The organism is Pseudomonas sp. F8002, assembly GCF_013385495.1.
Lineage (GTDB): Bacteria > Pseudomonadota > Gammaproteobacteria > Pseudomonadales > Pseudomonadaceae > Aquipseudomonas.
The window spans coordinates 1-21,353 of record NZ_JACAPW010000002.1 but is presented as its reverse complement, the minus strand read 5'-3'; the positions used below and the strand labels follow the sequence as shown (position 1 = coordinate 21,353).

17 protein-coding genes are annotated in these 21,353 nt (G+C 62.2%); 7 read left to right on the top strand and 10 right to left on the bottom strand.

The window, feature by feature from the left end; translation table 11 throughout:
• Positions 1 to 123 precede the first annotated feature (123 nt).
• From HX811_RS02330 to HX811_RS02310, 5 genes are all read right to left on the bottom strand, one after another.
• Positions 124 to 3,471, bottom strand: coding sequence for a hypothetical protein (locus HX811_RS02330; protein WP_134326606.1), 3,348 nt, complete (start codon positions 3,469 to 3,471; stop codon positions 124 to 126).
• Between the two features lie 94 nt (positions 3,472 to 3,565).
• Positions 3,566 to 4,714, bottom strand: a complete 1,149-nt coding sequence (locus HX811_RS02325; RefSeq protein WP_102605241.1) for a MalY/PatB family protein — start codon at positions 4,712 to 4,714, stop codon at positions 3,566 to 3,568.
• Between the two features lie 59 nt (positions 4,715 to 4,773).
• Positions 4,774 to 5,397: an FMN-dependent NADH-azoreductase gene (locus HX811_RS02320; protein ID WP_102605240.1), complete on the bottom strand. Its 624-nt coding sequence runs from the start codon at positions 5,395 to 5,397 to the stop codon at positions 4,774 to 4,776.
• A complete protein-coding gene (locus HX811_RS02315) occupies positions 5,394 to 5,834 on the bottom strand; it encodes a GNAT family N-acetyltransferase (protein WP_177044556.1) in 441 nt (146 codons plus the stop codon). The genes HX811_RS02320 and HX811_RS02315 overlap by 4 nt, the downstream gene beginning before the upstream one ends.
• Positions 5,827 to 6,303, bottom strand: coding sequence for a carboxymuconolactone decarboxylase family protein (locus HX811_RS02310; RefSeq protein WP_003217021.1), 477 nt, complete (start codon positions 6,301 to 6,303; stop codon positions 5,827 to 5,829). Before HX811_RS02310 ends, HX811_RS02315 begins: the two co-directional genes overlap by 8 nt.
• Positions 6,304 to 6,436: 133 nt before the next feature.
• Here HX811_RS02310 and HX811_RS02305 point away from each other — a divergent pair, with 133 nt between their 5' ends.
• The 3 genes from HX811_RS02305 to HX811_RS02295 all read left to right on the top strand — a co-directional run bounded on the left by HX811_RS02305 (position 6,437) and on the right by HX811_RS02295 (position 10,737).
• Entirely contained in the window at positions 6,437 to 7,810 is a 1,374-nt protein-coding gene (locus tag HX811_RS02305) for a PLP-dependent aminotransferase family protein (protein WP_177044554.1), read from the top strand.
• A gap of 81 nt (positions 7,811 to 7,891) precedes the next feature.
• Positions 7,892 to 10,147, top strand: a complete 2,256-nt coding sequence (locus HX811_RS02300) for an arginine/lysine/ornithine decarboxylase (RefSeq protein ID WP_177044552.1) — start codon at positions 7,892 to 7,894, stop codon at positions 10,145 to 10,147.
• Positions 10,148 to 10,167: 20 nt separating this feature from the next.
• Complete coding sequence (locus tag HX811_RS02295) at positions 10,168 to 10,737, top strand: GNAT family N-acetyltransferase (RefSeq protein WP_003217028.1); 570 nt, start codon at positions 10,168 to 10,170, stop codon at positions 10,735 to 10,737.
• An 823-nt stretch (positions 10,738 to 11,560) separates the two neighbouring features.
• Here the strand turns inward: HX811_RS02295 and HX811_RS02290 are convergent.
• Positions 11,561 to 12,463, bottom strand: coding sequence for a LysR substrate-binding domain-containing protein (locus tag HX811_RS02290; RefSeq protein WP_177044550.1), 903 nt, complete (start codon positions 12,461 to 12,463; stop codon positions 11,561 to 11,563).
• A gap of 176 nt (positions 12,464 to 12,639) precedes the next feature.
• Here HX811_RS02290 and gspG point away from each other — a divergent pair, with 176 nt between their 5' ends.
• Positions 12,640 to 13,068 (top strand): type II secretion system major pseudopilin GspG, encoded by a 429-nt coding sequence (gene gspG, locus HX811_RS02285; protein WP_102369043.1) that lies wholly within the window; start codon positions 12,640 to 12,642, stop codon positions 13,066 to 13,068.
• Between the two features lie 4 nt (positions 13,069 to 13,072).
• Here the strand turns inward: gspG and HX811_RS02280 are convergent, their stop codons facing one another.
• Complete coding sequence (locus HX811_RS02280; protein ID WP_177044548.1) at positions 13,073 to 13,309, bottom strand: hypothetical protein; 237 nt, start codon at positions 13,307 to 13,309, stop codon at positions 13,073 to 13,075.
• Positions 13,310 to 13,537: 228 nt separating this feature from the next.
• Here HX811_RS02280 and HX811_RS02275 point away from each other — a divergent pair, with 228 nt between their 5' ends.
• The gene (locus HX811_RS02275; protein ID WP_008431334.1) at positions 13,538 to 14,095 is read left to right on the top strand and encodes an NADPH-dependent FMN reductase; all 558 of its coding nucleotides are present in this window, start codon (positions 13,538 to 13,540) and stop codon (positions 14,093 to 14,095) included.
• A gap of 84 nt (positions 14,096 to 14,179) precedes the next feature.
• On the opposite strand, the gene poxB is transcribed toward HX811_RS02275, so the two are convergent.
• Together poxB and HX811_RS02265 are read right to left on the bottom strand one after the other, a co-directional pair.
• Positions 14,180 to 15,904 (bottom strand): ubiquinone-dependent pyruvate dehydrogenase, encoded by a 1,725-nt coding sequence (poxB, locus tag HX811_RS02270; RefSeq protein ID WP_008431335.1) that lies wholly within the window; start codon positions 15,902 to 15,904, stop codon positions 14,180 to 14,182.
• Between the two features lie 78 nt (positions 15,905 to 15,982).
• Positions 15,983 to 17,215, bottom strand: a complete 1,233-nt coding sequence (locus HX811_RS02265) for an NADH:flavin oxidoreductase/NADH oxidase family protein (RefSeq protein ID WP_102605235.1) — start codon at positions 17,213 to 17,215, stop codon at positions 15,983 to 15,985.
• A gap of 69 nt (positions 17,216 to 17,284) precedes the next feature.
• Here HX811_RS02265 and HX811_RS02260 point away from each other — a divergent pair, with 69 nt between their 5' ends.
• Positions 17,285 to 17,707, top strand: a complete 423-nt coding sequence (locus tag HX811_RS02260; protein ID WP_008431339.1) for a MerR family transcriptional regulator — start codon at positions 17,285 to 17,287, stop codon at positions 17,705 to 17,707.
• A gap of 33 nt (positions 17,708 to 17,740) precedes the next feature.
• On the opposite strand, the gene acnB is transcribed toward HX811_RS02260, so the two are convergent.
• A complete protein-coding gene (acnB, locus tag HX811_RS02255) occupies positions 17,741 to 20,341 on the bottom strand; it encodes a bifunctional aconitate hydratase 2/2-methylisocitrate dehydratase (protein WP_003209239.1) in 2,601 nt (866 codons plus the stop codon).
• A gap of 394 nt (positions 20,342 to 20,735) precedes the next feature.
• On the opposite strand from acnB, the gene HX811_RS02250 reads away from it, so the two are divergent.
• Entirely contained in the window at positions 20,736 to 21,206 is a 471-nt protein-coding gene (locus tag HX811_RS02250) for a DUF1289 domain-containing protein (RefSeq protein ID WP_003209237.1), read from the top strand.
• Positions 21,207 to 21,353: the final 147 nt, after the last annotated feature.

Genomic DNA, 21,353 nt, shown 5'->3' with positions numbered 1-21,353 from the left:
CCAAATGTGGGAGCGGGCTTGCTCGCGAAGGCGGTGTGACAGTCAACATCTACAGTGACTGATCCACCGCATTCGCGAGCAAGCCCGCTCCCACATTTTGTTTTGCATACAGCCGTTGGAGGGTTAGTTGAGCCGAGGCCCGCCTCCCGATGGCCGGGATCCTGGCTTCTCATCCGACGCATCCGGCAGTGCCTTGGGCGTTTCACTAGGGTCCTTGTAGTCCTTGTGCAAATCCCCATCCAGCCGGTTGCTCGACGAGCCGCCGCTTTGTGGTGTGGAGTCGAAATGCTCCCACTCCGATTGCTGGAAGCGGAACAGGCTGTCATCGGTCGGCGTGTCGCGGCCGTGGTAGTGGTGGATCTCGTAGTGGGCGTATTCGACCTTGTCGGCCCAGTTGTCCTGCAGCAAACCGTCGCCAGCCAGGTCGCGGTACCAGTCGTTTTCCTTCTCGGTGGCCTTCTGTTTTTTGTTGTGGTCGACGAAGTAACCGATGATTCCGCCTACCACCGCCAACACCACGCCCACCAGGAACAGCGGCCCGGTCAGCGCCGCCGCCGTGCCTGCGCCAAACAGCGCCGCCGCACCCAATACCCCGGCCGACGCGCCGAACGCACCGCCCGCCACTTGCAAGCCACCTGCGGCCTGAGCCAACGGGTCTTTGCTGTCCACGCCGCTTTTGATCGCCAGGGCGCCGAGCACAATGTCGGCAAAACCACCGGCAATGTCCGTCGCCGGGCCCAACACCTTGATCACGGAACCGGCGATCTTCGCCGATTGGGAGGCGCCAAGCTTGGCCGCACCGGCTGCCTTGAGGCCGTCATCCAGGTGAGTGGCGAGGCCTTCGGTGGCTTCGGTTACCGCCTTGTCGCCCTCGCCAAACAGCTTGGCCACGCCGTCGTACTGGCTGTCGGGAACCGCGTCCAGGGCCGCAGCGATTTCCTTGCTGACCTTTGAGTCGATTTCGGTGGGCTTGCTGAAGTCGATGACTTTGCCGGCCGCACCTTCCTTGCCCCAGATTTCCGGCAGGGTCTTGTCCAGGCCGAGGAAGTCCACCAGGCCGCCCTTGCCCAGGGCTTCGCCGATCTTGTCACCGAGCTTGACGAAGTGGCTGGCGCCGCCGGCAAAACTCAGGAAGTCCTTGGCGATGGTCATGCGTTGGGCCGGGGTTTCGCCGAGCTTGCCGCCTTTGCCCACCAGTTGGTAAATCCCCGAGAACAGGCTGACGCCGGCGCCCATCGAACCGAGGATGCCTTTGCTGTTGAGGGTGTTGAACACCTCGCCGAGCATCCCGCGATCCGCCACCGGGATATACGGTTTGCTCAGGGCGGTTTTCACGTCGGCTTCGCTGATGGTGCCGCTGTTCTTGTAGACGTCGCCGAGCTCTTCCAGGGCCTTGGTCACGGCCGAGGATTTCTCCTTGCCCTCCAGGCCCTCGTTGAGGAATTTCTCCAGCACTTCCTGGCTGCGGCGCGGCAGGTCCAGCAGGTTGCCCTTGAGCACGCCCTTGAGCAGGCCGAACAGGTCCTTGGTGGCCAGCTCCTTGTTGTCGTCGGAGATCTTGCTCGGGTCCGAGAGAATCTCGTTGAGGTCGGTGGTGAGGCCATCGGCCTGGATATTCTGCGCGGCCTTGGTGGCGGCTTCCGGGTCGAACAGCGACAGCGAGGTCAGGGTGTTGCTCAGGTCTTGCTGGGCCTCGTGGCTCTTGCCCTGTTTTTGCAGGTCCTTGAGGTACAGCACATAGTCGGGGTTGCTGGTCAGGTCGAGAAGCTTCTGCTTGATCTCGTCCTTGTTGGGCAGGTGACTGATGGCGTCGTCCATCTTGGTCTTGTAGTCGGCCTGCACCGTCGGGTCCTTGAACAACTCGCCGATCTGCTCCTGCACCGCCTTGCCGTCGATGATGTCGTGCATGTCGGCGGAGGTGAGCTCGGTCTGCTTGTCATCGAACTCGCGCCAGGTGGTGTTGAACGGGCGCTTGGATTCTTCGTAGCCGGTGATGCCATGGCCGTTCTGGTAGGCGGCCTGGGCTTCCAGGGCACGGACCAGTTTGGCCCGTGGGTCGTCTTTGGGAATCGAGCCGTCCTTGACGCCGGCGCGGTAGGTGTCGATCAGTTCGGTGGTGGCCAGTTCGCTGACGCTCTGGGTCGGCGACTTGTCGTCGTCCTTGTCGGCATGCACGCCGGTGTCGAGGTTGAGCACGTCGAGCTCATCGTTGCTCGGCAGGTTGTACTTGGCGCGGGTCTCGTCGACGGTGCCGGCGCTCCAGGCTTCCCATTTCGCCACCACTTCGTCGTAGAGCTGCGGGCTGAGCTCCTTGGAGACGATGACCTTGCCTTCGCTGGTTTCATAGCGGATCAGGCCGTCCCCCAGCTCGTCGGGGGAACCGAAGGTGATCTCGGTGTTCTTCAGGAAGTCATTCGGCCCGGCCAGCTTGTAGCCGGCGTCTTCACTGGAGTGGATCTTGCTCCAGGTGTCCTGGGCGGTGGCCACGCTCTTGAACAGTTCCGGGCTGACGTCGGCCGATACGACGACCTTGGTGCCGTCGTGGGTTTCATAGGTCAGCACATTGCCTTGCTGGCCTTCGATCCAGCCGAAGCCCTTGTAGTCGTTCAGCTCCGGCGCCTTGGTATTGGCGTCTGCCAGGGTCGAGCCGTCGTTGAGCGCGGACTCTACGGCGGCCTTTTTGTCGGGGTTGGTGTAGACCTCGTGCAGGCCTGCCAGGTAGTCGAACAGCTTGGGATTGTCGTCGCGGGCCACGACCATTTTCTGGCCATTGCTTTCAAAGCGGATCAGGCCGGGGCCGACTTCATCCTTGGGGCCGACGGTGGTGCCGGCGTAGGGCGGCCACACTTCGTTGTCGCTGGCGCGCTTGTAGCCGGCGTCTTCGCTGCTGCCCAGGCCGGTGAAGCTTTCATAGGCTTCCTTGGCTTTCTGGAAGGCCTCGGGGTTGTCGCGCTGGCTGATGACGAACTTGTTGCCGTCCTGGGTCTCGTAGCGAATCACGCCGGGGCCGGTTTCGTCGGGCGGGCCGAGGGATTTGTAATCACCGAGCTTTTCCGGGGCCGTGGCGTCGCCGCCCAGGCGCTGGTAGCCGGCGGCTTCGCTGGCGTTGACGCCGGAGAGTGCCTTGAAGTCGGCGCTGACTTGCTTGAACAGCTCGGGGCTGTCTTTTTCGCTGACGATGACTTTCTTGCCGTCCTGGGTTTCATAGCGGATCAGGCCGGGGCCGACTTCGTCCGCCGGGCCGATGGCCTTGTAATCCCCCAGGGTGGTGGGCGGCGCGGCGTCCTTGGCGGCCAGTTCATAGCCTTGTTCCTTGCTGGCAGCGAGCCCTTGCGCGGTTTTGTCGCCGGCCTCCACCTTCTTGTTGTTGGCGCTGTTCTTGAGCAGCACGTGGAACGCCGCGCCGGACTTGGGCGGTGTGAGAGGAAGGGCTTTGGGGTCGGTCGAGCGGTTGAGCGGCTGGGTCGTCATGCCATGGAACTCCTGCTGTTACCGGTGGGACGAATCGGCAAAAACAGTAACAGCAGGGGTTCGGCGGTCGTTGCGAAAAGTTGTGAATTGCGCCTTAACGGTGACGCAGGCTGCGTTCCAGGCGGGCGATGCCTTCTTCCAGCATGGCCCGTGGGCAGCCGAAGTTCAGGCGCACGAATTGCTGGCTGTCATCGCCGAATTCAATCCCGGCGCTCAAGCCGACCCTGGCCTGTTCGAGGAAGAACCGTTGCGGGTCGTCCAGGCCCAGGGCGCTGCAGTCCAGCCAGGCCAGGTAGGTGCCTTGAGGCGCATGCATGACCACGCCGGGCAGGCGGGTTTGCACGGCGTTCAGCAGGTAATCGCGGTTGGCTTGCAGGTAGGCCACCAGCGCCTGCAGCCAGTCGCCGCAGTCGCTGTAGGCCGCACGCGTGGCTTCCAGGCCCAGGGGGCTGACGCTGTCGACCATGCCGCAGCGCGCTTGGTTGAAGCGTTCGCGGATCTCGGGATTCTGGATCACCGCGAAGCAGGTCTTCAACCCGGCGACGTTATACGCCTTGCTCGCCGACATCAGGGTGATGGTGCGCTGGGCAATCTCGGGGCTGAGGCTGGCGGTGGGAATATGCCGGCGGCCGTCAAAGCACAGCTCGGCGTGGATTTCATCGGAGACGATCAGCGCACCCTGGTCCAGGCAGGCGCTGGCCACGGCCAGCAGTTCCTCACGGGGGAAGACCTTGCCCATCGGGTTGTGCGGGTTGCTCAACAGCAGCGCCCCGGCGCCGGTGAGGGCTTCACGCATTGCCGGCAACGGCGTGAGGTACTCGCCTTCGGCGCTCAGCTCAAACGGCACTTCGATCTTCGGCAGGTTCCAGTGGCCGGGCGCCAGGCGGATCGGGCGATAGTTGGGGGTTTGCAACACCACCGGTTGGCCGGGCTGCACAAATGCGTGCAGCGCCATGTTGAAACCAGGCTCGACCCCCGGCAGGAACAGCAACTCATCCGGCTGTACGCGCCAGGCGTACTTGGCCCACAGGTCGGCGACGATCGCCTCGCGCACGCCATCGCAGGCCACGCTGTAGCCGAGGATCTGTTGACCGAGGCGCTGGTGCAGCGCCTGAAGCACAGCCGGTGGTGCGGCGATGTCCATGTCGGCAATCCACATCGGCAGAACGTCTTGCGGGTAACGACTCCACTTGGTGCTGCCGGTGCCGAGGCGGGAGTGGATCGTGTCGAAATCAAAGCTCATGGGTGGCTCGTATCAGGGAGGCGGGCGTAGAAATGGCGCTGATTCTAGCGCCATTAATTTTACGCGCCAGCGCTGATTGCCGCCCGGGCGCCCGCTTGCCGGTCAAATGCCTCGGCCAACTGCGTGTGGGCCTGTTCCAGGCTGCGCTGCACGGCGGCTGCGCCACGCACCATGGCCCCCAGATAGACGAAATCCACCGCGTGAATGCCCACGGTTCCAAGGATCGCCTGCAGGTAGGGCGTGAGGAAGTCGGGCTCGCGGTTTTTTCGCGAACTGCCGGAGCTGACCAGTACAAAGGTGCGCCGGTCCTTGAGCAAGCCGACTTTCTCAAACTGCGGATTCACCGTGAAACTGCGGTGGATGCGCACCACATGGTCGATCCAGCACTTGAGGGCCGCCGGCACCGTGAAATTGTGCACGGGGGTGCAGATGATCAACAGGTCACAGGCTTCCAGCTCGACAATCAGTTGCTCGGAGCGCTCGGTTGCCGGGCCGCTCAGGCCGCCGGGCGTGGTCAGGGCGTTGGCGTATTCCCGGGTCAGCGCCGGCAAGCCCTGGCCGCCGTAGTCGCGTTCGACCACTTCGGCCTCGGGTGCCTGTTCGCGGAGCAGGGCGCGGGCCAGGCGGAAGGTCTGGGCGGCCTTGCCGTGGGGGCTGAAGCTCAGTAGCAGGGCGCGGGTCATTGGCCGAGGTCCTGTGAAAAGTGCATCCCCAGTGGCAGCAGGCCCTGGCGAAAATAGAAGCGTTGGGCCAGGGCCATGTGCATGCCGGTGTCCAGCACCAGGTAGCGATAGCCCAGGCGGCGGGTGTGCTGGCGTACCTCGTCCAGCAGGCGCGCACCCAGGCGTCGGCGTTGCAGGGAGGCGTCCACCACCAGGTCATCGACGTAGATAAAGCGCCCATACAGCAGGTTTTCCGTCAGGCGATAACCGGCCAGGCCCAGCACCTGGCCGTTTTCCCGGGCGGCCAGCAGGCGGTAGCCGGTTTCGCGCTGGCGCTGAATCTGCTGGACGAAGGCGTGCGGGTCTTCGAGCTTTGGCCGCAGTTGCTGCATGACGGCAAAGCAGGCCAGGCAGTCGGCGTCGCTTTCGATGTGCACAAACTCAACAGCGTCATTCATGGTTGCCGTGCTCCATGTGCGCTTTTACGGCGGCAGGGACTTTGCGAAAGCTGATGGCGACGCGGTTCAGGGCGTTCATCAGGGCGATAGCCAGGGTCAGGTCGGCAATTTCCTTGTCATCGAAGAGGGCCTTGGCCTCGGCATAGTGTTCGTCCGGCACCTCGGTTTGTGCGACCTGGGTGACCGACTCGGCCCAAGCTAACGCGGCGCGTTCACGCGGGCTGAACAACGGCAACGCTTCGCGCCAGGCGGCCAGCAGCATCAGCTTTTCCAGGCTCACGCCCTGTTTGAGCAGGTCGCGCGAATGTGAGTCCAGGCAGTAGGCGCAGCCGTTGAGTTGCGAGACCCGCAGGTACACCAGGTCAATCAATTCCTTCTCCAGGCCGCAGCCGTGGATGTAGCTGTGCACCGAGCCAAGGGCCTTGTAGCCGACGGGCGCCGCCAGGGCGTAGTCGAGACGGTGTTGCATGGGGTGCTCCTTGTTTCGTGAAGTGATGCCGTCAGTGTGGCGGCCGGGTCGCCGGCTCAATAGGGCCAAGAATGGACAAGCGGGTTGGGACAAGATCAGACTTCAGGGCTGATTCACTGTGAGCCGGATAACGATGTCGTCACTGCCCAAATACCAGGAGATCTACCGGCGCTTTCGCCAGGCCATCGACCAGGGCCAACTGCGCCCCGGTGAGCGGGTGCCGTCGGTGCGCAGCCTGGCCCAGGAACTGAAGGTGGCCCGGGGCACGGTGGAGACGGCCTACCAGTTGCTGGTGAGCGAAGGGTTCTTCCTGGCGCGGGGCCAGGCGGGAACAGTGGTGGCCGAGGCGTTGCCGCAGCGCTCGATCAAGTCGTTGCCGGTTGAACCCGAACCCGTGGCGCCGGCGTCGGCCCCGCGCCTGTTGCAGTTGGGCTTGCCGGCGCTCGACAGCTTTCCGCGCAAGCTGTGGGCGCGGCTGGTCACCCGGCAAGTGCGCCGAGTCGATGTGAACAGCCTGGCCATGGGCGATGTGCGTGGTGCCCGCTCGCTGCGTGTAGCGATCGCGCAATACCTGGCGCTGTACCGGGGCGTGGAATGTTCGCCGGAGCAGGTGTTCGTGTGTGCCGGTTACTCGGCGTGCCTCGCGCTGGTGTGTGATGCGCTGCAGATGGCCGGCCAGCCATGCTGGTTCGAAGACCCGGGCTACCTGCATGCGCGGCAACTGCTGCTGCACCTGGGGGCGCAGTTGGTCCCGGTGCCGGTGGACCACGACGGGCTTGATGTGGAGGAGGGCATACGGCGTGCGCCCGGCGCCCGGCTGGCGATTGTCACCCCGGCCCACCAGAGCCCGCTGGGGGTCGCCCTCGGTACTGCGCGGCGCCATTGCTTGCTCGATTGGGCACAGGCCCACGGCGGCTGGGTGGTGGAAGACGACTACGACAGCGAGTTCCGCTACAAGGGCCAGCCCCTGGCCGCGCTCAAGAGCCAGGACACGGCCGACCGGGTGATCTACTCCGGCAGTTTCAGCAAGATGCTCTTCCCGGGGCTGCGCCTGGGTTATCTGGTGGTGCCTCGGGCGCTGCTCCCGACCTTTGAGGCCAGCGCCGGCGTACTGCAAAACCGCAGCGCCGAATTGTTGCAAGCCACCACGGCGGACTTTCTCGACCAGGGCCATTTCACCCGCCACCTGAAAAAAATGCGCCAGCTCTACACCGCGCGGCGCGGCTTTCTGGTGGAGGCACTGGCCAGTCATTGCGGGGCGCTTTTGCAGGTGGATGAGCAGTCCGGCGGGATCAACCTGCTGGCGCGGCTGCGGGTGGACGTCTGCGATCAGGCCGTCGCTGCGGCCGCCGCACGTGCCGGGCTGGGGATACAGGCCGTGTCGGGCTGGAGCATCGAGCCCGGCGGTCAGCAAGGCCTGTTGATGGGCTTCACCAACCTGGCGACTCGCCAGCAAGCAGTGCAAGCGGCGCTGGTGTTGCGCGAGGTCATCGACGGCGCTTTATGAACACCGGTTGAACATCTTCATTCGCCACATCGGCCCCGAGCTTCTACCCTGAAGGCATAGCCCTCAGGACGCCAAGCGCTCATGTACAAAGACCTGAAGTTCCCGGTTCTGATCGTACACCGCGACATCAAGGCCGACACCGTTGCCGGCGACCGCGTCCGGGGCATCGCCCGGGAGCTTGAGCAGGAGGGCTTCAGTATCTTTTCGGCGGTGGACTACGCCGAGGGGCGCCTGGTGGCTTCGACCCATCACGGCCTGGCCTGCATGCTGATTGCCGCCGAGGGGGCTGGGGAAAATACCCATCTGATGCAAAACATGGTGGAACTGATCCGCCTGGCGCGGGTGCGGGCGCCAAACCTGCCGATCTTCGCCCTCGGTGAGCAGGTCACCCTGGAAAACGCCCCGGCCGATGCCATGAGCGAGCTGAACCAGTTGCGGGGCATTCTTTATCTGTTTGAAGACACCGTGCCGTTTCTTGCCCGGCAAGTGGCCCGTGCGGCTCGCGCCTACCTGGATGGCCTGTTGCCGCCATTCTTCAAGGCCCTGGTGCAGCACACGGCGGATTCCAATTATTCCTGGCACACCCCCGGTCATGGCGGCGGCGTGGCCTATCGCAAAAGCCCGGTGGGGCAGGCGTTTCATCAGTTCTTCGGGGAAAATACCCTGCGTTCGGACTTGTCGGTGTCGGTGCCGGAGCTCGGCTCGCTGCTGGACCACACCGGCCCGTTGGCCGAAGCCGAGGCGCGGGCAGCGCGCAACTTCGGCGCCGATCACACCTACTTCGTGATCAATGGCACTTCCACCGCCAACAAGATCGTCTGGCACTCGATGGTGGGCCGGGATGACCTGGTGCTGGTGGACCGCAACTGTCACAAGTCGGTGTTGCATTCGATCATCATGACCGGCGCCATCCCGCTGTACCTGTGCCCGGAGCGCAATGAACTGGGGATCATCGGGCCGATTCCCCTGAGCGAGTTCAGCCCCGAGTCGATCCGCGCCAAGATCGACGCCAGCCCGCTGACCCGAGGCCGACCGGCCAGGGTCAAGCTGGCGGTGGTCACCAACTCCACCTATGACGGCCTGTGCTACAACGCCGAGCTGATCAAGCAGCAACTGGGCAACAGCGTCGAGGTGCTGCACTTTGACGAGGCGTGGTACGCCTACGCGGCGTTTCATGAGTTCTTTGCCGGGCGCTACGGCATGGGCACCTCGCGCACGCCCGAGAGCCCGCTGGTGTTCACCACGCACTCCACGCACAAGCTGCTGGCGGCGTTCAGCCAGGCGTCGATGATCCATGTGCAGGATGGCGGCGTGCGCAAGCTGGACCGCGACCGCTTCAACGAAGCGTTCATGATGCATATTTCCACCTCGCCGCAGTACAGCATCATCGCCTCCCTGGATGTGGCGTCCGCAATGATGGAAGGGCCGGCGGGGCGGTCGTTGCTGCAAGAGATGTTTGACGAGGCCCTGAGCTTTCGTCGCGCCCTGGCCAACCTGCGCCAGCACATCGCCGCTGAAGACTGGTGGTTTTCCATCTGGCAGCCGCCGCTGGTGGCGGGCATTGACCGGGTGGTGACGGCGGACTGGCTGCTGCAACCCCAGGCCGACTGGCATGGCTTTGGCGATATCGCCGAAGACTACGTGCTGCTGGACCCGATAAAAGTCACCCTGGTGATGCCTGGCCTGAATGCCGGCGGGGCTTTGAGCGAGTGCGGAATTCCCGCTGCGGTGGTCAGTAAATTCCTCTGGGAACGTGGGCTGGTGGTGGAAAAGACCGGGCTGTATTCGTTCCTCGTGCTGTTTTCCATGGGCATCACCAAAGGCAAGTGGAGTACCCTGCTCACCGAACTGCTGGAATTCAAGCGCAGTTATGACGCCAACGTGAGCCTTGCTGTCTGTTTGCCATCGGTGTTTCAGCAGGGCCCGGTGCGGTATCAGGGATTGGGTTTGAAGGATCTGTGCGACCAGTTGCACAGCTGTTACCGCAGCAATGCCACGGCCAAGCACCTGAAGCGGATGTACACGGTACTGCCGGAAATCGCGATGAAACCGGCCGACGCCTACGACCTGTTGGTCAAGGGCGAAGTCGAGGCGGTGTCCATCGACGCTTTGCCAGGTCGGGTCGCAGCGGTCATGCTGGTGCCTTACCCGCCGGGCATTCCGTTGATCATGCCGGGTGAGCGCTTTACCGAATCGACTCGCTCGATCATTGATTACCTGGCGTTTGCCAGGACGTTCGATAGCAGTTTCCCCGGCTTTGTTGCCGATGTTCATGGACTGCAACACGAAGATGACGGCAGTGGTCGTTGTTACACCGTCGACTGCATCAAGGGTTAAGGATGTTTATGCAAGCTGTAATGAACCCGAAGTACCCGGGCCTCAGTGTCCGGGTGGCTGACGAAGGATTTGACGCCTACGTGTGGGGGAACGACTTCAGCTTTGAAGTCAACGCCTACGGCAAGCCGGAAATGGGCAAGCGCGTCGACCAGTGGGCGGTGGAGCGTATCGTGCCGTACCGCAAATGCTACGGCATCGACCCAGAGGAGTTCGCCAGCTTCCGTGACGCGGCCGACAGTGCGGTGTTCATGGCCTACCTCGATGACCGGCCAGTGGGGCATATCGTGGTCAGCACCAACTGGAACGGCTTTGCCCATGTGGATGAGCTGGCGGTGGTCTTGCCCGCGCGGCGCCACGGGGTGGCCAAGGCGTTGCTGGACGTGGCGCAGTTCTGGAGCCGCAAGAAGAACCTGCCGGGGATGATGCTGGAGACCCAGAACAACAACCTCGGTGCCTGCCGGCTGTATGAGCGCTGCGGGTATGTGATGGGCGGGATCGACCACCTGCGCTATCGCGGGATTGATCCGCAGACGCGCGAAGTGGCGATTTTCTGGTATCGGTTGTTCAAGACAGAATTGGAAGCAGTCTGAGCTGTACCGATCAACTGTAGGAGCCGTCGAGCCCCAGCGAGGCCGCGATAGCGGTAGGTCAGGCAACCTCTTTATCGACTGTGCCGCCGTCTTCGCAGCCTCGCTGAAGCTCGACAGCTCCCACATTCGATTTGCGCAAGCCGAGTGCTTGCGACCGAGCACACAACTCCCAGACTTCCCCCGATCCCCTGTGGGAGCCGTCGAGCCCCAGCGAGGCCGCGATGGCGGTGTTTCAGGCAACCACTTTATCGACTGTGCCGCCGCCTTCGCAGCCTCGCTAAAGCTCGACAGCTCCCACATTCGATTTGCACAAGCCGAGTGCTTGCGACCGAGCACACAACTCCCAGACTTCCCCCGATCCCCTGTGGGAGCCGTCGAGCCCCAGCGAGGCCGCGATAGCGGTAGGTCAGGCAACCTCTTTATCGACTGTACCGCCGCCTTCGCAGCCTCGCTGAAGCTCGACAGCTCCCACATTCGATTTGCACAAGCCGAGTGCTTGCGACCGAACACACAACTCCCAGACTTCCCCCGATCCCCTGTGGGAGCCGTCGAGCCCCAGCGAGGCCGCGATGGCGGTGTGTCAGGCAACCTCTTTATCGACTGTGCCGCCGCCTTCGCAGCCTCGCTGAAGCTCGACAGCTCCCACATTCGATTTGCACAAGCCGAGTACTTGCGACCGAGCACACAACTCCCAGACTTCCCCCCGACCCCCTGTGGGAGCCGTCGAGCCCCAGCGAGGCCGCGATGGCGGTGTGTCAGGCAACCTCTTTATCGACTGTGCCGCCGCCTTCGCAGCCTCGCCAAGGCCCGACAACTCCCACATTCACGGCAATGTGCTTGTCAGTAGGTTTTCAGCCTTCTCGGTGACAATCTCCAGCAGCGCATTCAAGGCGGGCGATGGCTCGCTGCCCTTCAGGGTCAACGCATACAAGGTCACCACAATCGGCGGTGACAACGGGCACGCATCCAGCCCGGCTTCCCGTGCGCCGCTGGCGGTGAACGGGTCGACAATCGCCAGGCCTTCCCCGGCTTCTACCATGCTGCGCATCATCTGGTACGTCTGCACCCGCGTTTGCACCACCGGCAGCGGGCGCAGGGCTTGCAGCTTGCTGTCCAGCAGGCGGCTCAGCGGGTCCTGGCCTTCAAGGCCGATCATCGACTGCCCGGCCAGTTCCTGTAGCGCAATGTACTTCTGCCGAGGCTTCAGCCAGCCATGGGGCGCGAGCAATTGCAGCTTGCCGTGGGCCAGCGGTTGGCTGTGGATTTGCGGGTGTTCCGGGTTGTGCAGGCTCAGGCCGAGGTCGGCTTCGTGCAGCAGCAGGCTTTTGACGATGTCCCGGGTGGAATGGCTGGAGAGGTTGCACGGCGTGTCTTGGAAACGTCGGCGCAGCACGGCGATCGCCTGGGGCAGCAGTTGATTGGCCAGCGGCGGGGTGCACAGCGCGCGCAAGGGCGGGGCATGGTGGTGCTTCAGGCTGCTGGCCAGGCGTTGCACCGGCTCAAGGGCTGCATAGAGGTGGGCGATTTCGCCCTGCAGCTCGAGGGTTTCCCGGGTGGCCTGCAAGCGTCCGCGCACGCTGGCGAACAGCATGACGCCCAATTGCAGCTCGGCCTCCTTGAGGGTTGCGTCCACATCGGCCACGGGCAGTTGCAACCATTCGGCGGCGGTGCCGAGGTGTCCGGTCTGTAAAATCGCTTGAATGACTTCGATATGACGTAAACGCATGGCCGGAGTCTATGTTCAGCGCGACGTGGATTCAATGGCTCAGGCCCGGGCGTGGAAAAAAGACCCGCCACGGCAGCGCCCCAACTAGACTTGCACGATCAAGTCCCTTGGCGCCTGCAACCAGCAGGTCATACAAAGGGCGTATCAACCAGAGGATCCACGGGGGAGCCTTATCGATGCTCGGTAAAACAGACACGCGCGGGTTTTCGTTGTGGGACCTGCTGGTGGTGGTGCTGGTGGTCGGCGTGTTGGCGGTTGCGGTGGGGCCGCGGATCTTCGGCGACGTGACTCAGTCGGAAATCGCCACGGCCAAGGTCCAGTTGAAAGAGCTGGGCAAGGCAGTCGAGCAGTTTCATCAGGATGTAGGGCGTTATCCTACCGACGACGAGGGGCTGGCGGTGTTGACGGTTCAGCCAGCGGGAGAAGGGAAGTGGCGGGGCCCCTATCTCAAGGATCAGGACATGCTGACGGACCCTTGGGGCGTGGCCTATCAGTACCACTATCCTCCCAGCCAGGCCAAAACCAACTTTGATCTGTTCTCGTTCGGCAAGGACCGGACACTGGGAGGCGTCGGCGATAATGTTGATATCGCCTATGGGGAATAAGGTCTTATGAAGCGTGGGTCGTTGCCGATTCGCGTTTGATGACGGTGCCCGACTGAATCAGCCTGAACTCATCGCCATCCAGTTTTTCTACGCGGTCGCCAATGGCCAGCTTGTAGGTGGTGGTGGGCGCCGAGCCAGCCAGGCCGTCGAGGGGCGGGTTGGATTCCTGGAACTCATGCACCGAATAAACGCGACCTTCCGCGTCTCTGGCATGGAACTGTCCGACAAGTACTGCTGCCATCTGTTTAGAACCTCTGGAGATAAACACTCGATTTGCGGTTCTGTAGACCGTAGGAGAGCGGGGTAGTTTACCTATTGAAAAAAAATACTATTCGTTGACTTTTTCAGACATTACTTACAAATCCATCTGCGGTGTAAACGTCCCTGGGGATTGCAAAAACGCGCTGGTGATAGCGTCGCGCAGGCTCTATAACTACAAGCTCCTTAAGTCAGAAACCGGGAAACCCCAATGAGCAAGGTCTACACGATTGCCGTACTGGTCGGCAGCTTGAGAAAAGAGTCGATCAACCGCAAGGTCGCCCTGGCACTGGCCGAGTTGGCGCCCGCCAACCTCAAGTTGAACATTGTCGAAATTGGCGATTTGCCGCTCTACAACGAGGACATCGACGGTGCTGCACCGCCGGCAGCCTACAGTACTTTCCGTCAACACGTGCGTTCATCCGACGCGGTGCTGTTTGTGACCCCCGAATACAACCGCTCCGTGCCGGGTGTATTGAAGAATGCGATTGACGTCGGTTCGCGCCCTTATGGCCAGAGTGTCTTCAGCGGCAAGCCGGGTGCGGTGATCAGTGTGTCTCCCGGAGCCATCGGCGGTTTTGGGGCCAATCACCATTTGCGCCAGTCGCTGGTGTTTCTCGATGTGCCGTGCATGCAGCAGCCGGAAGCCTATCTGGGCGGTGCGGGCAGCGTGTTCGATGAGTCGGGCAAGGTCTCGGAAAAGACCAAGCCGTTTTTGCAGGCGTTTATCGACGCCTATGGCAAGTGGGTGGAAAAACAGCACGGTTGATCAGTCGTGCGAAAAAAGACCCCGCTATTTAAGCGGGGTCTTTTTTGTCTGCGGTCGGCCGCGTGGTCGGCGACTAAGGCGCGATTAACGCAGCCAGTTGGTTTTCGCCAACTCGATCACCTCATCACCGCGTCCGCTCATCACCGCCTTGAGCATGTACAGGCTGAAGCCCTTGGCCTGCTCCAGCTTGATGCTCGGCGGCATCACCAGTTCCTGGGTGGCGGTGACCACGTCCACCAGCACCGGGCCGTCGTGGGCCAGGGCGCGGCGCAGGGCCGGTTCCAGGTCTTCGGACTGCTCTACGCGAATACCGAGGATGCCCATGGCGTTGGACATGGCGGCAAAGTCCGGGTTTTTCAGCTCGGTGCCGGTATCCAGGTAGCCCGCCGCTTTCATCTCCATGGCGACGAAGCCCAAAGAAGAGTTGTTGAACACCACCAGCTTCACCGGCAGGTTCAGCTGCGCCAGGCTGATGAAGTCACCCATCAGCATGGTGAACCCACCGTCACCGGACATCGAAATCACCTGGCGCCCGGGAAACGCGGCTTGCGCACCGATGGCCTGGGGCATGGCGTTGGCCATCGAGCCATGGTTGAACGAGCCGATCAACCGGCGCTTGCCGTTCATTTTCAAGTAACGCGCCGCCCAGACTGTCGGCGAGCCAACGTCGGCGGTGAAGATTGCGTCGTCGTCCGCCAGTTCGCTGAGCAGGCGCGCAACGTATTGCGGGTGAATTGGCCGGCCGGCCTTTGACGGTTCCGCCAGGTCATCCAACCCTTGGCGGGCTTTTTCATAATGCTTGAGCGAGGTTTCGAGGAAGCTGCGGTCCGTCTTGCGGGTCAGGCGCGGCAGCAGCGCCTGGATGGTCTCGCTGACGTCAGCTGCAATGCCCAGGTCCAGCGTGGCACGTCGGCCCAGTGCCTGTGGGTTGCGGTCGACCTGGATAATTTTTGCGTCGGTCGGGTAGAACTGGCGATACGGGAAGTCGGTGCCGAGCATGATCAGCGTGTCGCAGTTGAGCATGGCGTGGTAGCCGGAGCTGAAGCCGATCAGGCCGGTCATGCCGACGTCGAACGGGTTGTCCCACTCCACATGTTCCTTGCCGCGCAGGGCATGCACCACGGGCGCGCCGAGGGCGTCGGCCAGGGCCACCACCTCATCGTGGGCGCCGGCACAGCCGCTGCCACACAGCAGGGTGACTTTGCCGCTGTGTTCGAGGATGTCGGTGAGGCGTTGCAGGTCCTGTTCCGCCGGCAACGTGCGCGGTGCCAGCAGGGCCGGCCACGGTTTGAATTTATCTTCTACTTCCAACAGTGACACATCCCCTGGAATCACCACCACCGCTACGCCGCGATTGAGGATCGCCGAGCGCATGGCACGGTGCAGCACGTGAGGCATCTGCTCGGGGTTGGTCACCAGCTCGATAAAGTGGCTGCACTCCTTGAACAGCTCCTGGGGATGGGTCTCCTGGAAGTAGTTCAGGCCGATCTCGGAGGAGGGGATCTGCGCCGCGATGGCCAGCACCGGCACGTGGTTGCGATGGCAATCGAACAGGCCATTGATCAAGTGCAAGTTGCCGGGGCCGCAGCTGCCGGCGCATACGGTCAGCTCGCCGGTGGCGGCGGCTTCGGCACCGGCGGCAAACGCGGCCACTTCTTCGTGGCGCACATGCATCCACTCGATGCTGTCCATGGTGCGCAGGGAGTCGGTCAGGCCGTTGAGGCTGTCGCCGGTCAGGCCCCAGATGCGCTTGATGCCCGCCTGTTCAAGGGTGGTCGCCAATTGCTGGGCCAGGGTGATTTTCGCCATGAAGAACTCCAATCGTCAGTGAGGGTAAAAAGCTGCTGATCAGTTAAGGACAGTTCCATGGCGCTGAATGCTCCCCGCTCAATGTGAAGAATTGGTCATCGCAGCGCGATATTGCCGAGTGCGGCGGGCGATAAACAGTTGGTCTTTTATCAACGCCAGCAGCGGCGTCACCCCGGGTTTCGGCTGGCGGCCACGGCTCAGGCGGCGAAGCTGATAGCGCACCACTGCCATGCTCGCCAGGCTGGCCAGGGGTTTGCGCTTCCAGCGGATCGGCGGCAATTGCGGGTTGAGATCGCGGCCGGCGCGCCATTGCTTGATCAGGTGCGGCTCCAGGGTCAGCGCGGTGGCGATCCCGGCCATGGCGATGCCGCTGTCCAGGACTTGCTGCACGATCGGCAAGCGCCGGATGCCGCCGGTGACCATCACCGGCATGTTGGCGACTTTCGCCAGGTCGCTGGCCATCTCGATGAAATAGGCTTCGCGGGCCAGGGTGCGTCCGTCGCGAGCCTCGCCTTGCATGGCCGGGGCTTCGTAGCTGCCGCCGGACAGTTCCAGCAGGTCGATGGCCAGCGGGTTGAGCAGCTCGACCACGGCGTGGGCGTCGGCGGCGTCAAAGCCTCCGCGCTGGAAGTCGGCGGAGTTGAGTTTCACCGCCACGCAGAAATCCGCGCTCACGGCGGCGCGTACGGCTTTGATCACTTCCAGCAACAGCCGAGCGCGGTTTTCAACGCTGCCGCCCCAGCGGTCTGTGCGCTGGTTGCTCAAGGGCGAGAGAAACTGGCTGAGCAGGTAGCCGTGGGCCGCGTGAATCTGCGCGCCGCTGAAGCCGGCCTTTTCGGCGAGACGCGCGCTGGTGGCGAAGCGCGTGATGACGTCCTGGATATCGTCCTCGGTCATGGCTTTGGGTTGGGCGAACATCTTCGAAAAGCCGCCGAGATCGAGGGCCACCGCCGAAGGTGCCAGGGCCTGCTGGCCGAGGTTGGCCATGGTCTGACGGCCCGGGTGGTTGAGCTGCACCCAGAACTGCGCGCCCTTGGCCCGGCCAATCGCGGCCCATTGGCGAAACTTGTCCAGGTGACGTTCGTCTTCCAGCACCACGCCGCCGGGGCCGGTCATGGCACGGCGATCAATCATCACGTTGCCGGTCAGGATCAGGCCGGGCTCGCCGTCGGCCCAGGCTTGATATAAGCGCATCAGGGCCTCGGAAGGCGCCTGGTTCGCATCCGCCATGTTCTCTTCCATCGCCGCCTTGGCGATGCGGTTACTGATGAGCTGGCCGTTGGGCAATTGCAACGCTTCAAAGGGCGACATGCTTGACTCCTCACATTGGGAGCGCTCAGGCTAAGCTTAAAGGTCACTTTAAGGTCAATGGGGTTGGCGATGAATATTGGTGAACTGGCGGAACGCAGCGGCTTGGCAGCCTCGAAGATTCGCTTTTACGAAGCCCAGGGGCTGATCCAGGTCGAGCGACAAGGTAATGGCTATCGCCGTTATCCCATGCAGACGTTGCAGACGCTGCAATTGATCCAGGGCGCTCAGCGCGCCGGTTTCAGCTTGCAGGAGTTGAAGGCGCTGATGCCCGACGATTCCCCGAGCGAGGCGAAACGCGCCGATATCGTCTTGAGGCTTGAGCGCAGGATTGCGCAGATAGAAGAGCTTCAAGCCCGAATGGACCAGAGCAAGGCCGAGTTACGCGCGGTGATCGCCACGATCCAGGCACACCCGGAAGGCACGCCGTGCACCCAGGCGCAGGACAAGGTCTGGGCCTCAATCGAGGCGCATAAAAAAACGCCGCGCATCTGACGATACGCGGCGTTCGTTTACAGCAACAAAACCTTAGGCTTGAACCACAGGGATGTTGGCGCTTGCAGCAATTTCACGGAACTCGGCGATCTGGTCAAAACTCAGGTAGCGATACACGTCGCTGGCCATGGTGTTGATCTTCGCGGCGTATTCCATGTACTCCTCGACGGTCGGCAGGCGACCCAGGATGGAAGCCACCGACGCCAGCTCGGCCGAAGCCAGGTAGACGTTTGCGCCGTCACCCAGACGGTTCGGGAAGTTACGGGTCGACGTCGACACAACGGTCGAGTTCGGCTCTACACGTGCCTGGTTACCCATGCACAGCGAGCAGCCCGGCATTTCCATGCGCGCGCCAGCCTTGCCGTAGATGCCGTAGTAGCCTTCTTCGGTCAGTTGGTGAGCGTCCATCTTGGTCGGCGGCGACAGCCACAGACGGGTTGGCAGCTGACCCTTGACCTGATCCAGCAGTTTACCGGCAGCGCGGAAGTGACCGATGTTGGTCATGCACGAACCGATGAACACTTCGTCGATCTTCTCGCCAGCAACGCTGGACAGCAGACGGGCGTCGTCCGGATCGTTTGGCGCGCAGAGCACAGGCTCCTTGATGTCGGCCAGGTCGATCTCGATGATTTCAGCGTATTCGGCGTCAGCATCGGCAACCATCAGCTCAGGGTTGGCAACCCAGGCTTCCATCGCTTGGGCACGACGTTCCAGGGTGCGCGCATCGCCGTAGCCTTCACCAATCATCCAGCGCAGCAGGGTGATGTTGGAGTTCAGGTACTCGGTGATGGATTCTTTCGACAGCTTGATGGTGCAACCGGCAGCCGAACGTTCAGCCGAGGCGTCGGACAGCTCGAAGGCTTGTTCGATGCTCAGGTTATCCAGGCCTTCGATTTCCAGGATGCGGCCGGAGAAGGCGTTCTTCTTGCCTTTCTTCTCTACGGTCAGCAGGCCAGCCTGGATCGCGTAGTAAGGAATGGCGTGAACCAGGTCACGCAGGGTGATACCAGGTTGCATTTCACCTTTGAAACGCACCAGGATCGATTCCGGCATGTCCAGCGGCATGACGCCGGTGGCGGCGGCGAACGCTACCAGGCCGGAACCGGCCGGGAACGAAATGCCCATCGGGAAACGGGTGTGGGAGTCACCACCGGTACCGACGGTGTCCGGCAGCAGCATGCGGTTCAGCCAGCTGTGGATGATGCCGTCGCCCGGACGCAGCGATACGCCGCCACGGGTCATGATGAAGTCAGGCAGGGTGTGGTGGGTGGTCACGTCGATCGGCTTTGGATAGGCCGCGGTGTGGCAGAACGACTGCATTACCAGATCGGTGGAGAAGCCCAGGCACGCCAGGTCTTTCAGTTCGTCACGGGTCATGGGACCGGTGGTGTCCTGGGAGCCGACGGTGGTCATCTTCGGTTCGCAGTAGGTGCCTGGACGAACGCCAGCCACGCCGCAGGCCTTGCCGACCATTTTCTGCGCCAGGGTGTAGCCCTTGTCGCTTTCAGCCGGGGCTTCCGGCAGTTTGAACAGGGTCGAAGGTGGCAGACCCAGCTCGGCGCGAGCCTTCTCGGTCAGGCCACGGCCGATGATCAGCGGGATACGACCGCCGGCACGGACTTCATCCAACAGCACCGGAGTCTTCATTTCGAAGGTGGTCAGGACTTCATCGCTGTTGTGCTTGGTGACTTTGCCAGCATGCGGGTACAGGTCGATCACGTCGCCCATGTTCATGTTGGTAACGTCGAACTCGATTGGCAGTGCGCCGGCATCTTCCATGGTGTTGTAGAAGATTGGAGCGATCTTGCTGCCGAAGCAGAAGCCGCCAGCGCGCTTGTTCGGCACGTAAGGCACGTCGTCGCCGAAGAACCACAGTACCGAGTTGGTGGCCGATTTACGCGACGAACCGGTACCGACCACGTCACCGACGTAGGCGATCGGGAAGCCCTGGCCGCGCATTTCTTCGATCTGCTTCATCGGGCCGGTCTTGCCTTGCTCATCCGGCACGATGCCTTCACGGGCCATTTTCAGCATGGCCAGGGCGTGCAGCGGGATGTCAGGGCGGGACCAGGCGTCCGGGGCAGGGGACAGGTCGTCGGTGTTGGTTTCGCCGGTGACCTTGAACACGCGCAGGCTGATCTTGTCGGCCAGGGTCGGGCGGTTCTTGAACCACTCGCCGTCGGCCCAGGACTGGATCACGGCTTTGGCGTGTTCGTTGCCGTTCCTGGCTTTTTCCGCGACGTCGTGGAAAGCATCGAACATCAGCAGGGTGTGCTTGAGTTGGGCGGCAGCGACGGGGGCCAGGGTGGCGTCGTCCAGCAGCTCGACCAGGGTCACGATGTTGTAGCCGCCTTGCATGGTGCCGAGCAGTTCAACAGCGCGTTTCTTGTCGATCAGGGGAGAAGTGGCTTCGCCCTTGGCCAGGGCAGACAGGAAACCGGCCTTGACGTAGGCAGCTTCGTCAACGCCTGGTGGAATGCGGTTGGTGATCAGGTCAACGAGGAATTCTTCTTCGCCAGCCGGGGGATTTTTCAGCAGCTCGACCAGGCCTGCGGTTTGTTCGGCGTTAAGCGGCTGGGGAACGATACCCAGGGCTGCACGCTCTTCGATATGTTTGCGGTAGGCTTCAAGCACAGTTATTACCCTCATCAGTGGTCCCACGGGACGCTCATCCAGAAATGCACGGCACGCATGCGCTCAGGGGCTTTTTGGGCCGTAGAGCCAGCGCTGCCGGCAATCCTCACAGAAGCTGCTTTCAAAGTTTTACGCCTGCAGAACGGAGCTGATGAGGGTTGGCGCTGGCTATTTACCGGGTAAATAACCATCGCCAACACCGTTCTTTAGGAACGACTGTGCTCGTGACGCTTTGAAAACAGCTTCCAACGGATTATTGGCGCCTTACAAGGCCGGATGATTCTACGGCAAAAAAATTCTAAACGTAAGTTGCCGCGCCAAGTTTGCAGGGTGATCAACCTTAGACAAAGGGCTAACATGTGCAACTGTTTCGCTGATTTGTGCGTTGTCGACCATGTCTAACCAAACCATCAAGACCCCCTGCGTAGGCCTGTGCTCCACGGTTTACGGCGATCTTGTGTGCCGGGGGTGCAAGCGGTTTCACCATGAGGTGATTCAGTGGAACGGGTATAACGAGGAAGAAAAACGTGCGGTGTGGCTGCGGCTGGAGCAGTTGTTGGTGCAGGTGATGGCCGGGAAGCTTGAGGTGTTTGACCCTAAAATGCTGCGGGGGCAGCTGGAGCAGCGCAAGATTCGGTTTGTGCCGCATCAGTCGGAGTACTGCTGGGCCTATCAGTTGATTGCCCGGGGGGCGCGGGTGATCAGCAATCTGGAGGCTTACGGGATGGTGTTGATGCCGGAGTTTCGGGAGTGGGGGTTGCCTGAGTTGCGGGATGCGATTGATCGGGAGTTTTTTATTTTGTCCGAGGCGCATTATCAGCGGTATATCGCTCCGGGGTTTCTCAGGGATGCGTTTGGGGGGTGATTGAGTACATATCCGTTATTTAGGTAACGGCGGCTTATGGTTCCGCTCTTACAGCGGCTCACTTTGGAAAAGCCCCAAAGTAAGCAAAGGGCTCTGCCCCGCCTGTCGGCACCTCGCCTAGGCTCGGTGTTCCCTCACTCCGGCACC